General features: G+C 68.7%; 13 protein-coding genes. 5 read left to right on the top strand and 8 right to left on the bottom strand.

From position 1 onward, the window contains the following. Window positions 1-134: 134 nt before the first annotated feature. The 6 genes from FHW85_RS21110 to FHW85_RS21085 form a co-directional block, all read right to left on the bottom strand. Window positions 135-953: an alpha/beta hydrolase gene (locus FHW85_RS21110; RefSeq protein ID WP_168649565.1), complete on the bottom strand. Its 819-nt coding sequence runs from the start codon at window positions 951-953 to the stop codon at window positions 135-137. Next, the gene (locus tag FHW85_RS21105; RefSeq protein WP_168649564.1) at window positions 953-1,843 is read right to left on the bottom strand and encodes a hypothetical protein; all 891 of its coding nucleotides are present in this window, start codon (window positions 1,841-1,843) and stop codon (window positions 953-955) included. The genes FHW85_RS21110 and FHW85_RS21105 overlap by 1 nt, the downstream gene beginning before the upstream one ends. 132 nt (window positions 1,844-1,975) lie before the next feature. Then, entirely contained in the window at window positions 1,976-2,806 is an 831-nt protein-coding gene (locus tag FHW85_RS21100) for a PhzF family phenazine biosynthesis protein (RefSeq protein WP_168649563.1), read from the bottom strand. 66 nt (window positions 2,807-2,872) lie between these two features. Beyond that, entirely contained in the window at window positions 2,873-4,057 is a 1,185-nt protein-coding gene (locus tag FHW85_RS21095; protein WP_168649562.1) for a hypothetical protein, read from the bottom strand. A gap of 282 nt (window positions 4,058-4,339) precedes the next feature. After that, window positions 4,340-7,057 (bottom strand): TonB-dependent receptor, encoded by a 2,718-nt coding sequence (locus FHW85_RS21090; RefSeq protein ID WP_168649561.1) that lies wholly within the window; start codon window positions 7,055-7,057, stop codon window positions 4,340-4,342. Between the two features lie 99 nt (window positions 7,058-7,156). Further along, window positions 7,157-8,206, bottom strand: a complete 1,050-nt coding sequence (locus FHW85_RS21085; RefSeq protein WP_167257642.1) for a glucokinase — start codon at window positions 8,204-8,206, stop codon at window positions 7,157-7,159. Between the two features lie 252 nt (window positions 8,207-8,458). On the opposite strand from FHW85_RS21085, the gene FHW85_RS21080 reads away from it, so the two are divergent. Continuing rightward, a complete protein-coding gene (locus FHW85_RS21080) occupies window positions 8,459-9,352 on the top strand; it encodes a class I SAM-dependent methyltransferase (protein ID WP_167257643.1) in 894 nt (297 codons plus the stop codon). A 71-nt stretch (window positions 9,353-9,423) separates the two neighbouring features. Here FHW85_RS21080 and FHW85_RS21075 read toward each other — a convergent pair whose 3' ends face one another. Beyond that, on the bottom strand, window positions 9,424-10,713 hold the full coding sequence (locus FHW85_RS21075; RefSeq protein ID WP_343203723.1) for an alpha/beta family hydrolase: 1,290 nt from the start codon (window positions 10,711-10,713) through the stop codon (window positions 9,424-9,426). A 459-nt stretch (window positions 10,714-11,172) separates the two neighbouring features. On the opposite strand from FHW85_RS21075, the gene FHW85_RS21070 reads away from it, so the two are divergent. Beyond that, window positions 11,173-11,682, top strand: a complete 510-nt coding sequence (locus tag FHW85_RS21070; protein ID WP_167257645.1) for a ferritin-like domain-containing protein — start codon at window positions 11,173-11,175, stop codon at window positions 11,680-11,682. A gap of 1 nt (window position 11,683) precedes the next feature. Here FHW85_RS21070 and FHW85_RS21065 read toward each other — a convergent pair whose 3' ends face one another. Beyond that, window positions 11,684-13,327, bottom strand: a complete 1,644-nt coding sequence (locus tag FHW85_RS21065; protein WP_168649559.1) for an AarF/UbiB family protein — start codon at window positions 13,325-13,327, stop codon at window positions 11,684-11,686. A gap of 313 nt (window positions 13,328-13,640) precedes the next feature. Between FHW85_RS21065 and FHW85_RS21060 the strand changes: the two genes are divergently transcribed. The 3 genes from FHW85_RS21060 (at window position 13,641) to FHW85_RS21050 (ending at window position 15,884) form a co-directional block, all read left to right on the top strand. After that, window positions 13,641-14,132 carry a hemerythrin domain-containing protein gene (locus FHW85_RS21060; protein ID WP_167257647.1) on the top strand — a complete coding sequence of 164 codons (492 nt, stop codon included), beginning with the start codon at window positions 13,641-13,643 and terminating at the stop codon, window positions 14,130-14,132. Between the two features lie 196 nt (window positions 14,133-14,328). Next, a complete protein-coding gene (locus tag FHW85_RS21055) occupies window positions 14,329-15,045 on the top strand; it encodes an HAD family hydrolase (protein WP_168649558.1) in 717 nt (238 codons plus the stop codon). Beyond that, window positions 15,042-15,884, top strand: a complete 843-nt coding sequence (locus FHW85_RS21050; protein ID WP_167257649.1) for an NAD-dependent protein deacetylase — start codon at window positions 15,042-15,044, stop codon at window positions 15,882-15,884. The genes FHW85_RS21055 and FHW85_RS21050 overlap by 4 nt, the downstream gene beginning before the upstream one ends. The last annotated feature ends 122 nt before the right edge of the window (window positions 15,885-16,006 follow it).

Raw genomic sequence — 16,006 nt, 5'->3', positions numbered from 1 at the left:
TCTTTGGTTACTTTCTCTTTGGGCCAGCAAAGAGAAAGTAACTCGGGCGCCGGCAGGCGTCCGAAATGCCCGCTGCATAAGCGGCCAAGTCGCGGCCACGCAAAACCAGGCGACACCGCAAAAAAGATCCCGGCCTAAGCCGACATAATCACGGAGTCCCCGAGATAATCGAGCATCGCCCGATTGAATTCCCCCGGCCGCTGCAGCAACGCAAAATGAGTCCCCCCCGGCAACGCAATCAACTTCGCGCCAGGAATAACCTCCGCCAGGTGCTCCGTATGCCCCCGCGCAACAAACTCATCACGCTCCCCCACCACGATGGCCACCGGCACGCGTATCGCCGCCAGCTCCGCATCGCCATACGTAGGCTGCGTATCCGTCATCCGGCCGACCGCCTGGGCAATCTCCTCGAACCGTTCCGCCTCCGGCGAAAACCGCGCATGGTCGTGCTTCACGCGGTTGAACATCCGCCCCAGCACCGGGTCGTCCATATCCAGCGGCGTCAGGCCGTCCAGATGCATCACCGTGCCGAACGCAAACACCCGGGACACCCGTTGCGGCTGCTGCATCGCCATGGTCAGGCCGATGATGGAACCGTCGCTCCAGCCCACGATGGAAGCTGCCGGCAAGTCCAGCGCATCCATCACCGCAAACACCTCTTCCGCTTCCAGCGCATAGCTCAGCGGCTGCGTACCCAACGTGCTGCGTCCGCGGCCGCGGTTGTCGATGGCGATGGCGCGGTAGCCGGCCTCGGTCAGCGCGGCGATCTGGCGGCTCCAGTCGGCGGACTGGTTGAACGCGCCGTGCAGCAGCAGCACCGGCGCGCCTTCGCCGTAGACACCGCACCAGATCGAGGCGCCGGCATGGTCCACGTGCAGCTCCCGCACAGGCGCCGGCAACGGCGGTGTGCCGTGGGCGGCGTAGTGGCTCAGATCGTCGTCGCGGAAGTCCATCAGGCCACCGCCACGTCGCGGCCGGCCAGCCACAGCGCCACGTTGCGCACGTAGCGGCGCGTGGCGTCGAGCGCATGCGGATGCTGCCGGATCGCATCGCCCGGCGCTTCGCTGACGAAGCTGGGACAGCCCAGGCGCGGGTCCCAGTTGTAATCGGCGAAATGATGGAAGGTGGATTGCGCGATCGCCCTGCCGCCTCCGTCCTTCGATTCGAACGCCACCGCCAGATTGAAGGCCTGCCCCGTCGCCTTGCTGCGCCCCTGCGCAATCACGCGGGCGCTCGCATCGCCGGCGGGCGCGTCGACCGCACCCTCATGCGGATGCGACGGCAGGTAAGCCAGCACACCGTTTGCTTCGTCGGGATCGTGCAGCACGGGATGCGGCTCGCCCACGGCGACGACGTGCTGCCAATCGCCATTGGCACCGGAGTGGAAGTTCGGCCACAGGATGTAGGCGGTGTCGCGGTCGTCGATCTGCCGGCGCGCGGGATCCGGATCGAGATTGTGCGTGTGGAAATAATTCGCCGCACCGATGCCGGCCAGCGAGCAGATCGAGCAGCCCAGATCCATATGGTCGCGCGCCACCAGCACGCCGCCGCCGCGTCCGCGGAAGCGCCCGATGGCTTCGCAGTCCGCGTCGTGCAGGCCGTCGCCGACGTCGACGGCGAACAGCCAGAGCTGGTCGAAGCCGGAGCGGTCCAGCGTGGACAGCACCGGATCGGGCTGACCTACGGGGCCGCGGTCGCGTGCGGTCACCTCGAACAGCGGCGCGCCATCCGCGCCGCTCGCCGCGGCCAGCGTCTGCGCCAGCTGCGAAAAGCGCCCGATATGCCAGTCGTCGGCGGCAGTCGGGATGGTGGTCTGCAGGAGCACCCGGATCGGCTGGCTCATGAAAGCGTCCTCATGTGGTGCGGCACGGAAGGCCAAGCTGACAGCATGAACCGAAGACCGGCGCCTGGGAAGGAAGCGCCGCGCGCATCACCGTGTTGCGCCGGCTGCAACAGCCGCCACCGGGGCAACGGCCTAGAGCGCGAGCTGTCCGTCGACGCGCGTGACGCAGGCGCCGCCGATCCACAGGTCCGCACCGCCGCCGCGCACATGGATGCGGCCCGCGCGCCCGATCGCGGTGCCTTGCGCCATCGCGAAGGGCGCCGCCGCCATGCCCTCCTCCAGCAGCCAGCGCGCGAGGCCGGCGTTGAGGCTGCCGGTGGCCGGGTCTTCGGGCACCGCATCGCCGCCGATAAACGCGCGCACTTCGAACGCGGCATCGCCGCCGGGCCACGGTGCGAACAGGCCGATGGGCACGCCGTGCAATGTGGACAGGTCCGGCGCCAGGCCGAGCAGGCGCTGGCGATCGTCCAGCATCAGGGCCAGCCAGCCGGCGCCGTTGTCGACCCACTGTGCCCGCTGCACTTCATGGCGCTGCAGCCCGAACGCGCCGAGGATGCCTGCCAGCAGCGCTTCTTCCACCGGGCCGGCACGCAGCAGAGGCGGCGCGCGGAAGGCCAGCTGAGCGTGCTCTGCGCGGACATCGACGAGGCCCACGGCGCAGGACTGCACCAGCTGCTGGCCCTTGGGCACACCACCGGCCGCCAGCCAGGCATGCGCGGCGCCGAGCGTGGGATGCCCGGCGAACGGCATTTCGCGCAACGTAGAGAAGATGCGCAGGCGGTAATCGGCGCGCGGATCGTCGGACGGCAGCAGGAAGCAGGTCTCGCTGAGGTTCGTCCAGCGCGCGAGCGCCTGCATGTCCTGCTCCGGCATACCGCCGGCGTCGTGCACCACGGCGACGGGATTGCCGCGAAACGCTTCGGTGGAAAAGACGTCGACCAGGGTGAATCGCTTCGCGCGCATCGGTGTCCCGCCATGGCCGGCGCGCACCGCGCGGCGCCGGAAAGGCGCGACTTTAGCGCAGCGCGCTTATCCCAGCTTGGGCCCCTGCGGCGCGGCCTGTGCTTCCTGCCGCTGATCCAGCGCGGCCGAGCGCTGCAGGCTTTCCTGCAGCGGCGGCGCGGGCCTGGCCAGGTCGACCTGGCCGAGCATGCCGGGAATGCGGCCGGCGATATAGACGGTGTCGTTCTCCACCAGCACGGCGCGCACGTGGCCGGCCTTGATGCCGCCTTCCTTCGCGGCGAGCGTGACCTGGGCAAGGCGGTCTTCCGGCAAGCCGGGGGGCAGCTGCGGCTTCAACTCGTCGTAGAGCGCCGGTGCGATGTCGCGCGCGGCGAGCGTTGCGGCGGCGGGCTCCGCAACCGGCGGTGCGGACGGCGTGCGTTCGGACAGTGCGAACGGGCTGGCGGCAAGTTCGTGGAAGCGGTCCGCCGGATGGATCTCACGCAGCTTCTGCGCGCGCTCCAGGCGCACCTGGCGCGCATCGTCCAGCTCCGCGCGTTCCTTGGGATCGGTCACCGGCCCCGCCACGTCGTGCTGCCACTGCCGGCTGTGCGGATCGAAGGCGTAGCGGTCGTCGCCGCGCTGGATGCGGTCCGGGTCGACCTGCGGCGTGGCGGCCATGGCGCCGGCGTAGGCCACGCCCATGTCCTTGACGTACTCGGCACGGCGCATCTCGTCGTCGCCGTACGCGGCGACCACCGCGGTGAGCGTGTCGTAGCCGCGCCAGGCGCCGAGGCGGCCGCCGTCGAGCATGCTGCGCCAGGCGCCTTCGGTCGCGGTCTCGCCGCCGTGGCGGCGCGCGGCGTCGAGCAGGCGGTTGGGCGTCCAGGCGTCCGCGTCGATGCGCTTGCGCGCGAAGGCTTCGGTGTAGGTCTCCTGCACGTCCTTCACCGGCAGGTTGAGCGCCAGCTCCGGCGCGCCGCCGTTGAAATGCGCGGCGCGGCGCGCGTAGTCCACGCGCACCAGGTCCTGGCCGAATTCCTCCCAGCCGCGTTCGCTCAGGATGGTGTGGTTGCGGCTGTAGGCGTAGTTCTGCGCATAGAGATTGGCGACGGCGCCCGGCGTGCTGTCGTTGCGCACCGCGCCCAGCGCGAGCAGGCCGTAGCCGTCGGCGCCTTCGTGCCTTGCCAGGTAGTTCCAGTAGCGCTCGCGGTTGCCCTGGCGGGCATAGTGGCCGAGCACGTCCATGTCCCTGGGGGTAAGGCCTTCCATCGCTGCGTCTCCCTGCATGCCGATGACGCGCGCCGTGCCGACGGCAACGCGAACACACCTCGCAGCCCACCCTGGGCCGAGGCGAAGCGCAAGATCATAGCGGCTGGCCGGCGAATCGACCACGCGGGCACGGCTTTTACCCGGGCCTCTGGCTGGAAATGTCGTTGCGCGCACATTTCCGGGACCTTCCGGTGGCATGAACCGGCGGGATAAAAAAAGGGGCCGGCCGCGGCAGAGGGGAGATATCCCGCCGTGACCGGCCCGGCGCCTAAAAGTTTGGCGTTACAGCTTGAAGTTGACGCCAACGGCGAAGGTGCGGCCGTTCTTGTACATGCCGATCGGCGCGTACTTCACGTCGTTGTACCAGTAGTAGGTGGAATCGAGCAGGTTGGTCGCGCTCAGGGTCACCGCCATCCACTGGTTCACCTGGTACGAGGCGCTGACGTCCAGCTCCTTGTACTGGTCGGCGAACACGTGCGAATCGAGGCGGCCGATCTGGGTGAAGTACGGCGAACGCCAGCTGTAGTTGACGCGCGCCGACCACGGCCCCTTCTCGAAGTACGGAATGATGTTGAAGGTGTTCTTCGACAGGTACGGCAGGTTCAGGCCCGTGCTGGTGTCGGCATGCGCATAGGTGTAGTTGGTCTGCACGCCGAAGCCGTGGCCCAGGTCCTGCTGGTACAGCAGGGAGATGCCGCGCACCTTGGCGTTGGAGACGTTCACCGGCGAGGTGATGGTATAGACGTTGGTCTGGCCATTGGTCGGGTCGAAGAACGTGCGCTCGTCGGTGGTGCTGACGATGTAGTTGCCGATCTTGCGGTAGAACACCTCGGCGCCGAGCATGCTGGACGGCGCGAAGTACCACTCGCCGGCCAGGTCGTAGTTAGTGGACGAATACGGCTTGAGGTTCGGGTTGCCCGCGCTGCCGGTGCAGTTGCCGCCGGTGCAGCTCAGCGAGACCGAGCCGGCCAGGTCCGCATAGCGCGGACGCGCGATCACCTTGGACACGCCGAAGCGCGCCACCTTGCTGTCGTCGATGTCGTAGGCGATGTTGAAGCTGGGCAGCGGCTTGTAATAGTGCGTCTTGCCCTGCGTCAGGTAGTACGCGCTGCCGCTGGTCGACTGGTAGTAGGTGGACTTGTCGGTGGTGTCCACGTAGCGCACGCCGAAGTTGCCGCGGAAACCGCCGGCGTTGTAGTTGAACTGCGTGTACAGGTCGCGCGTCATTTCGCGCACGTTGTAGATCGACGGATAGTTGATGTTGTACGGACCCTGCGGCTGGCCGTTGAGGTAGGACTTCACCGTGCCCAGGTTCGCGGTCGGCCAGTCGGTCAGGTCGCCGCCGGCGTGCAGGCCGTCGTACAGGTTGCCCGGCGTGGTGCCCGGATCGAAATCGGTCAGCGAGATCGCATCGGTGGTGTTGATGCGGTTGCCCTGCGAGAACTGCGAGTTCACGTGGTTGATGTACTTGAAGCCCATCTGCACCTGGTAGATCGGGCCCCATTCCAGGTCGCGGCTGGCGTCGAACTGGGCGTAGCGCTCGCGGTCCTTGGTGGTCTCGTAGTAGATGCCGCCGGCCTGGTACTTGCCGTTGAGCGTGGAATCGCCCGGCGGCGAACCGGCCGGCGAGGCGGGCAGGCCCCAGTTGGCGGCCGAGCCGTTGTCGTAGTTCACCGCGGTGTTGCGGCCGTCGTAGCTGAAGTTGTAGCCGCCGGAATTCAGCAGGTACTTCATCAGGTATTCGGGGTCCTTGCCGCCGCGCGCGGCGGTGTAGCCGACCTGGCTGGTGAAGATCCACTTGTCGCCGTTGTAGTCGTGGCGCAGGTTGAGGCTCTTGGTGGTCACCTTCGACATGCGGTAGTTGGCGTCGAGCTCGGCATACGGCTGGCCGATGCCGGTATTGCCGGACACCGTGGCATTGGTGATGTAGCCGTTGTTGACCGTGAGGTCGGTGATCTTGTTGGTGTCGCCGCAACCCGGGCAGACGTAGCGCGATTCGCTGAAGTTGTTGTACGAGCCGCGCACGTAGATGCCGGTGAGGTTGAACTCGTTCTTTTCGTCCGGCCGCCACTGCAGCGCGGACTGGATGCCGTCGCGCTTGCGCACCTGCTGGAAGTAGGAGCTGTTGATGCCCACCGGGTACTTGGCGGTGGCCACGTCGCCGCTGCCGTGCACGGTGGCGGTGGACGGAATGCTGGTGCCGGGGGTGGAATAGCCGAAGAACTCGATGCCGGCGCGCGACAGGTTTTCCTTGTCGTGCGTGACCGCGGTGAGGAAGCCGAAGGTGCTGTCGCTGTTCTTCCAGCTCCACAGCACGGAGCCGCGCGGATTGCCTTCCTGCGAGCGATCGTTGTAGCTGTAGCCGAGCGAGCCGCGCAGGGTGTTGGCCGGCAGGTCCAGCGGCTTGCGCGTGTTGACGATAACGGTGCCGCCGATGCTGCCTTCGTCGATATGCGCCTCGGGCGACTTGTACACCTGCATGTTGCCGATGATTTCCGGCGACAGCAGGGTGTAGTTGAAGGTGCGTCCGCTGGTGTCGGTGGGGTTGCCGCCCCAGTCGCCGGAAGCGATGGTCTGGCCGTTGATCAGCACGCGGTTGAGCGCCGGATCGGTGCCGTTGATGCTGACCTTCTCGCCCTCGCCGAACTGGCGGTCCACCGAGATGCCCGGCAGGTGCGACAGCGATTCGGCGGCGTTGGTGTCGGGGAACTTGCCGATGTCCTCGGCGTTGATCGCATCGACGATGGCATTGGCGTTGCGCTTGATCTCGATCGCCTTGGCCAGGCTCTCGCGGTAGCCGGTCACCGTCACCTGCTGGAGGTTCTGCGCCTGCTTTTCCTGCGCGCGCTGCTGCGGGGTCTTGCTCTTGTCGCCGCTGCCGGCGGCGGTGCTGCCGTTCTGCGCCGGCGCGGCGGTGTCGTTCTGCGCATGCGCGGCGCCGGCGAGGCCAAGGCCGCACAGGATGCTGACGCACAGGAGTTTCTTGCCGTTCTTGATCATCAGGTCCCACCCCTTTCGTTGATTGCCGCGGCCCCCCCTCCCAGGAGGCGCGCCGGCGACGCTGTGCTGTGGATTCCGCCCGCTCGGACGGTTCGGCCCTTATCCCGGCGCCTGTTTCGCGGTGCGTGTATGCAGATGCCAGCTGGCGGCACCGACGACGCCGAGCTGTCCGTGGTCCACCACGCGAATGGGGACCTTGTGCAGGAACGGGCGCATCACGCCCTTGTCGAGGAAGCGTTCGACCAAGGGGCCGCAGCGCAGCAGGTCGACGATGCGCGAGAGAAAACCGCCGGCCAGGTACACGCCGCCGGTGGTGCCGTAGAGCATGGCCAGGTCGCCCGCGAAGGAACCCATCCAGCCGCCGAACATCTGCAGCGTCTCGTAGGCCACTTCGTCGCCGGCCTCCGCGGCGGCGACCACGTCGGCCGGCTCGGCGTACGAGGGATAGCGGTCGTACACCGCGCACAGCGCGGCATACAGGCGATGCAGGCCGGGGCCGGACAGCACCGCTTCGTAGGGCGTGTGGCAATCGGGCGCGGCGATGCGGTCGAGCACTTCGCGCTCCAGGCCACCGCGCGCGGCCAGCTGGATCTGCCCCGCCTCGGTGGCGATCACGCGCGGCGGCTCGCCGGGGAACCACACCGCGGCGCCCAGGCCGGTGCCCGGGCCGATCACCGCGATGGGGCCTTGCTGCGCATCGGGCGCGAACGCGGTCTTCAGCGCCACCGAGCTGTGCTCGTCGACGTAGGCGATGGCGTGGGCCAGCGCTTCGAAATCGTTGAGGAAGCGCACGCGCTCCAGGCGCAGTTCCTGCGCGAGCGTGGCCGGCACCAGCGGCCAGGCGAGATTGCGGTTCACCACCACGCCGGCATGCAGATAGCCCGCGCTGGCCAGCACCAGTTCGCGCGGACGCGCGTCCAGCTCCGCGCAGAACTGCCGCACGATGCCGTCGAGATGCGGATGGTCCGCGCAGCGGTAGCTGCGGTAGCTCAGCACGCGCGGCGCGCCTTCCAGCTGCGGCGCCACCAGGCCGAGGCGCGCATGGGTGCCGCCGATATCGGCAGCCAGGAACGGACGCTGCGCATCGGCGTCGCGCACCGTGGGCGCGGAGAAGTACGCGAGGTCTTCGCCGGATTCGATGTTTCGCACGCTCGCAACCACTGGATGTGTCATAGCCGCCCAGCCCTCCCGGCCGCCTCCCCGGCGACCCATGTTCACTGGCGAAACAGAATTTCATATTTAATTTAGATCGTGGCAAGCCGCGCTGCAACAACGACTTACGCGAGGCCCGCTTCGTAAAAAAAAGGAAGAAATTGAAAGAAAAAGGAGGGTCTGGCGGGGCCGTGCCATGATCCCGGCACGCCCTGCTCCCCACACCCCCTGTTCCCAAAGGACGCGCCCATGCAGAACAGCGTTTCCACTCGCCGCCTCGCCGATGCGCTGGCCGCGATCGCCCATCACGAAGCCGCCGCGCAGGCGCGCGACGCGCTGCAGGCAGCCGTGGCCGATGGCGCGCTGCTGGCGCAGGCACTGCTCGATCTGCTCGACGAAGGCGAGGCGCGCGCGGCCTACGATCAGCCGGCGGCGTTCGAGGCGTTTATCCGCGGCGGCGACAACGTGCCGCTGTACGAAGCGACCAGCACGGCGCTGGCGCGCCTCTACGACACGCTGCCGGTGACTTCATTGCTGGATATCGGCTGCGGCGACGGCATGGCGCTGATCCCCGCCCTGCAGCGCGCGCGGCACGCGCCGACGCAGCTGGATCTGGTGGAACCGTCGCCGGCCCTGCTCGGCCATGCCAGCGAAGCGCTGCGCACGATCCCGCTCGCACTCGATCATCTGCTCGCCTGGCCGATCGGCGCGCAGGATTTCGCCGCGTCGCTGCGGCCGGAACAGCAATGGGACCTGGCGCAATCCACCTTCGCCCTGCAATCGCTGCCGCCGGCCGAACGCAAGGACACCTTGCGCCGCCTGCGTCCGCATGTGCGGCAGCTGGCCGTGGTGGAATTCGATGTGCCGGTGCTGGAAGCGCGCAGCGCGGAGTATTTCGATTCGCTCGCGCAGCGCTACGAGCGCGCGCTCGCCGGCTATGGCGAAGATGCGCCGCTGGTCGCGGGCGGCTTCCTCGCGCCGATGCTGCTGGGCCAGCTGCGGCAGGCCTCGCGGCCGTCCAACTGGGAGCAGCCGATCCAGGCCTGGCTGGAGGAATTGCGCGAGGCCGGCTATGCCACCGTGCGCACCGAGGCGCTGTACGACTACAGCTGGTCGCCCGCCGTGCTGATGCTGTTCGAGTAGGTTGGGGTGAGCCGCAAGGCGAACCCCAACGTTGCCGCGCCGTTGGGGTTCGCCTTGCGGCTCACCCCAACCTACCGCAGCCACTGGCGGAACCACGCACCCGCCAGCGCAGCGACATGTTCCAGCGCGCCGGGTTCGTCGAACAGATGCGTGGCGCCGGGCACCAGCACCAGTTCGACCGTATGCGTCATCGAGGCCAGCGCGGATTTGTTGAGTGCGACCACGTCGGTATCCGCCGCGCCGACGATCAGCAAGGTCGGTGCCTGCACCTCGCCGAGCGCGCCATGGCCGGCCAGGTCCGGCCGCCCGCCGCGCGACACCACCGCCTGCACCGCGCGCGGCAGGCGTGCCGCCACCGCCAGTGCGGCCGCCGCGCCGGTGCTCGCGCCGAACAGCCCCAGCGGCAAGCGCGCCAGCGACGGCAGGCGCATCGCCCAGGTCACCGCGGCTTCCAGGCGTCCGGCCAGGCGCTCGATATCGAAGCGCGATGCCAGCGCGATGTCTTCTTCCGCACCGAGCAGATCGAACAGCAGCGTGGCCATGCCGTGCTTGCCGAGTTCCTCCGCCACCTGCCGGTTGCGCGGACTGAAACGGCTGCTGCCGCTGCCATGCGCGAACACCACCAGGCCCCTGGCCTGTTCGGGCACGTGCAGGTCGCCTTCCAGGCGCACGCCGTCGGCCGGGATGCGCACCGTCTGCATGCCGCCGGCCGGCGCCTGCAGCCGCGTCAGCAGGCGCACCACCTCGTCGTCCGTCACCGCGGGAAAGTCGCGGTAGTACTGGCTCACCGCGCCGAAGTCGCGCGGCGACGCCGGGCAGACCACGTCGTCGCACAGCGGCCGCAGCTCCGCCAGGCTGCGCGACGAAGCGACGGGCACGGCGCAGACCAGCGACTGCGGCCCCAGCGCGCGCACCGCGGTGAGCGCCGCGCGCATGGTGGCGCCGGTGGCGAGGCCGTCGTCCACCACGATGGCGATGCGTCCGGCCACCTCGAAAGCTTCGCGATGGGGGTCGTACAGCTGGCGGCGGCGGGCGATCGCGTCGAGCTGGTGCGCGGCCTCGCCGCGCAGATAGTCCGCGTCGGCGCCGGCACGCGCGGCATGTTCGGCCACCAGCACCTGGCCGTCCTCGCCGATCGCGCCGACCGCGAATTCCTCCTGGCCCGGCGCGCCGAGCTTATGCACCAGCACCACGTCGAGATCGCCGTCGAGCCGGTCGGCCAGCACGCGGCCGATCGGCACGCCGCCGCGCGGAATCGCCAGCACCAGCGGATGCCTGCCGCGATAGGCCAGCAGCGCTTCGGCGAGCTGCTCGGCGGCATGCTCGCGATCGTCGAAATAACCCTGGCGAGGAAGCGTCACCCGTACCGCCCTCCGCATCGAAATCGCCGCCCGGCACCGCGCGCCAGGCGGCGAGGCTCAAGCATAAATGGTGGGTCCGCTGGCGTTAATGCCGCGCGATGGCGCGTGAATACGGGGCTACCGCTTTGCCGGGCCGCTCACGCGCGGGTCACGGCCGCTGGACGGCAGCGGCGCCAGAGTGCGGACCTCTCATTGCAGTTCGAGGAGCAAGCGCCATGGCAGAGAACGGCTTCAAATGCGCACACCGGCCGTGCAAATGCACGGTGCCGTCCGAGGGAGAGTTCTGCGGGGATCATTGCAGCAAGGCGGCGGGCAGCCAGGCGCCGGAGACCTTGTGCGGCTGCGGCCATCCGGCCTGCGGCACCAGCCCGCAAGCGCGCCCCGAGGAACAGTCGGATGGTTGATGCCCCAGCCGCGACGGCGCCGTCGATACCAACCTCCCAAGCCTTGAGGCCGCCGATGAACACCGCCCATGCCCAACTGCTCGACTGGCTGCGCAATGCGCACGCGATGGAAGTGCAGTCCGAGGAAATGCTGAAGACGCATATCCGCCGCCTGCGCCACTATCCGCGCTTGCGCGACCGCATCGTCGGCCATCTGGCCGAGACCTGCGAGCAGCAGGCGCGGCTGGAAAGCTGCCTGCGCGAACTGGGCAGCGAGCCTTCGGGGCTGCGCGAGTTCAGTGCGCGCTTTCTGTCGCTGGGCCATGGGCTGCTGCAGGTGGCCTCCTCCGACGAGGTGGTGAAGAGCCTGGTGCTCACCTACTCCTTCGAGTCGATGGAAGTGGTGGTCTACCGCACCCTGGCCACCGCGGCGGAAGTCGCCGCGCAACCGGAAGTGGCCGGCATGTGCGAGGAGATCCTGCGGCAGGAGGAAGCGATGGCCGAATGGCTGCGCGAGCATCTGCCGGATATCGTGCGGCAATACCTGGTGCGGCTGGAGCTGCCGGGCATCCAGGCCAAGCGCTGAGCTAGCGCCCCGGGTCGCCGTCGTCCGGCGGCGCGCGGTCGCGGCGCAGCGCATTCACCACCAGGCCGAAGCCGATGATGCCGGCCAGCGCGAACATCGCACCCGCCAGATAGCCATAGCCGGAACCGGCCGGCGCCAGCCGCGCGATCAGCGCGCCGGCGATCAGCAGCGCCGCGGTGATCAGGCCGGCGGCGATGCGGTTGGCGATCTTCTGCAGGTTCTCGATCAGGTGCGATTCCTCCAGCCCGTCCAGGCGCACGCGCAGGCGGTTGTCCGCCAGGATCTCCACGAAGCGGCCGAGCTGGCCCGGCGCATTGATCGAATAGCGCTGCGCTTCCAGCAGCAGCGCGCCGCCGCGCGCCTGCGACACCGGACGCAGCAGTTGCGCGGCGACGACTTCGAGCAGGCGGGCGCGCATCATCTCGCGCGTCGGCAGGCCGTCGGCCAGGCGCGCCAGCGCCGGCTCCAGGTTGAGCAGCGCGCGGCCCAGCAGGCTCAGTTCGGCCGGCGGGCGCAGGCCGTTGTCGGCGCCGATGCGGGTGAGCGAAAGCAGCAGGCGCCCTTCTTCCAGGCGGCTCTGGTCGCTGGCGCCGGCATAGCGCAGCACCGCGTTGCACACCGCGCGGCGATACGCGGCGCGGTCCATTTCCGGCAGTACCACGCACAGGCGTTCGCCGATATCGGCCACGCCGTCGCCGTCGCCATCCGCGGCGGCGAGCATCAGCCGCAGCAGGTCGTTGCGCATGGCCGGCGACAGGCTGGTGACCATGCCGAAATCCAGCAGGCCCAGCCGGCCATCGTCGGTCAGCACCAGGTTGCCCGGATGCGGATCGGCATGGATCAGGCCATGCACGAACACCTGGTCGACATAGGCCGACAGCAGCTCGCCGGCCAGTTCGGCGCGCGGCGGCTGCGGCACGCCGCCCGGCGGCGCGCCGAGCTTGTGGCCGTGCACGCGCGCCATGGCCAGCACGCGCGAGCTGGTGAAGTCGAAGAACGGCGCGGGGATGTACAGCCCGCGATAGCCCTCCAGCTGGCGGCGGAAGGTATCGAGGTGGCTGGCCTCGGCCATGAAATCCAGTTCGTTGAGCAGGCTGCGGCGCAGCTCGGCGATCCACGGCACGAAGCCGTAGCGGCGGCCGACTTCGGTATGGCGTTGCGCGGTGAGCGCCAGGCGTTCGAGGGCGTCCAGATCGGAGCGGATGCGCTGGGCGATGCCGGGGCGCTGCACTTTGACCACCGCGTCCATGCCGTCGGGCAGCACCACCGCGTGCACCTGCGCGAGCGAACCTGCGGCGAGCGGCACCGGGTCGAAAAAGCGGAACAGTTGTTCCGGCGGCGCGCCGAGTTCGCGGGCGATCACGCCGCGCACGTCGGCGACGTCGATCGGTTCGACGCGGTCCTGGATGCGCGTCAGCGCCGCCAGGAACGGCGCGCGCACCAGGTCCGGCCGGCACGACAGCGCCTGGCCCAGCTTGATGAAGGCGGGGCCGAGGCGTTCGAGGTCTTCCACCAGGCGCTGCGGCAGGCGCTCGTCGGCCAGCTCCGCGCCGCGGCGATGGCCCGGCAAGCCGCGCAGCACGCCGGCGCGGCGGTAGCGCAGCACGAACAGAGCGATGCGCGAATAGCGCGAGAGATAGGTCATCCGCGGTGGCGGTCGTCGATGGCGAACGGGCGTCCGGGGCGTTGCGGTCTCATGGTCGGCGCGCGCGGTTGAAAGCGGTGGCTGCGGCGGATCAACAGGCTCGTCCACAAGGCCGCGATGAACGCTTTGCGCGCGTGGATGACCGGCGAGTGGATGACCGGCGCGTGGATGAGTCGGGGCACGGCGCGTCGACGTCGATGAATCGCAGCTGGCGCGCAGCCGCCGCGTTCACCGCCGCCCGACGCGGCATTCATCGCCGAAGCGCGATCAATGGCGTCCCTACCCTAACCTCACCCAGCACGGAGCCAGGCCCATGAATGCCATCGATCTGCTCGTCAGCGACCACCGCACTGTCGAAAAACTGCTGGAAGAGCTGACGGAAACCACGCCGCGCGCGGTGAAGACACGCGAGATGCTGGTGCAGAAAATCGGCGCGCTGCTGAAGGCGCACACCATGATCGAGGAAGAGATCTTCTACCCGGCGTTCAAGCAGGCCGGCGACAAGGAAGAAGCGAAAATGTATTTCGAGGCGGTCGAGGAACACCGCGCCGCGGGCGAGCTGGTCCTGCCCGACCTGCTGGAAACCGATCCGTCGGGCGAGCAGTTTTCCGGCCGCGCCAAGGTGCTGAAGGAACTGATCCTGCATCACGCCACGGAAGAGGAGAAGGAGATGTTCCCGGCCGCGAAGAAACTGCTGGACGCGGCGAAGCTCAAGGAGCTGGGCGAGCAGATGTCCCAACGCAAGCAGGAACTGCTGAAGGACAAGGAGGAATTGCTGCAGGAGACGCTGCGCGAGCGCGCCTGAAGCACGCCGGCGGGCCAGGCGGGTTGGGGCGAGCCGGCCGCGGGTCCGGCCGGGCGCACCGTGGAGCGTCTGCACCGGCTTGCCGGTGCTCGCCCCAACCCACCTGGCCTGCCCACCTGGCCTGCCGCGCGCACTCGCTACGCCTGCGGCGACGCGCTATCGTTGAGCGCTTTCCTGGCAGCGCGGGCAGTACACCGTGATCGAATGGGTCGGTTTCGACGGCGACGATACCCTCTGGCATAGCGAGGGCTATTACCAGGACGCGCACGCGCAGTTCGAGGAGATCGTCGGCCGCTATGTCGACCTGGCCAACCTGCGCCTGCACGACCGCCTGCTGGCGGTGGAACGGCGCAATATCAAGCTGTTCGGCTACGGCGCCAAGGGCATGACGCTGTCGCTGTTGGAAGCGGCGATCGAAGTCACCGGCTCGCGCATCAGCGCGGCCGATCTGCACCGGATCATCGGCATCGGCAAGCAGGTGCTCGCGCATCCGGTGAAACTGCTGCCGGGCATCCGCGCAGCGGTGGAAGCCGTGGCGGCGACGCATCGCGTGGTGCTGATCACCAAGGGCGACCTGTTCCACCAGGAGCAGAAAGTGGCCGCCTGCGGGCTGGCCGACCTGTTCCATCGCATCGAGATCGTGTCGGAGAAGGACGAGCGCTCGTACCGCCGCCTGCTCGACGAATTCGGCGTGGGCGCCGAGCGCTTCGCCATGGTCGGCAATTCGTTGCGCTCGGATATCGCGCCGGTGGTGGAACTCGGCGGCTGGGGCATCTACATGCCCTACCACGTGACCTGGGCACACGAAGCCGACACCGATTTCGCCGCCGCCTCGCCGCGCGTGGCGCAGGTGAGCGATGCCGGCGGCATTGCGGCCGCGCTGGCCGAACTGGGACTGCGGGCCGCGGCATGAATGCGGACGCGCTGCCGGATGGTTCGCTGGAAGACGACCTGGCGCGCCTGCGCGACTTCATCGCGGCGCATCCGCGCCTGTTCGTACTGACCGGCGCCGGTGTCAGCACCGATTCGGGCATTCCGGACTATCGCGACAACCAGGGCGGCTGGAAGCGCCCGCAGCCGGTGACCTACCAGGCCTTCATGGGCGACGAAGCCACGCGCCGGCGCTACTGGGCGCGCAGCCTGGTGGGCTGGCGGCGCTTCTCGCGGGCGCATCCGAATGCGGCGCACCTGGCGCTGTCGCGCATGGAGGCCGCCGGACAAGTGGAAGTGCTGCTGACCCAGAACGTCGATGGCCTGCACCAGGCGGCGGGCAGCCACCACGTGATCGACCTGCACGGACGGCTGGACCGGGTGCGCTGCATGGCGCACGGGCACCTGGTGCAGCGCTCGGCGTTCCAGGCGGTATTGGAAGAACGCAATCCCGAGTGGGCGCTGCTCGATGCCGGGGACGCCCCGGACGGCGATGCCGATCTGGAAGGCCAGGATTTCTCCCGCTTCGACGTACCCGCCTGCCCGCTCTGCGGCGGGCTGATGAAGCCGGACGTGGTGTTCTTCGGCGAAGGCGTGCCGCGCGAACGGGTGCTGGCCGCCACGCATGGCCTGGAACAGGCGGATGCGGTGCTGGTGGCCGGTTCCTCACTGATGGTGTTCTCCGGCTTCCGCTTCGTGAACGCGGCGGCCAAGGCCGGCAAGCCGATCGCGGCGGTGAACATGGGCCGGACCCGGGCCGACGATCTGTTCAGCCTGAAGATCGAGCGGCCGGTGGCCCAGACCCTGGCGGCTATCGCTTGAGGCTGTCTCGCCAGCTGGCGGATTTTGTAGCAGAGTAAAGAGCCCGGCACGGCCTTCGGTCGCGTCCGGCTCGTTCATGTTGACCTGCATCAGGAGGCGCGGTCGGCGCCTCGGCTAGAAAT

Origin of the sequence: Dyella sp. SG609 (genome assembly GCF_012275375.1) — a bacterium.
Taxonomy (GTDB): Bacteria; Pseudomonadota; Gammaproteobacteria; order Xanthomonadales; family Rhodanobacteraceae; genus Dyella_D; species Dyella_D marensis.
This window is presented reverse-complemented; position numbering and strand designations above follow the sequence as displayed.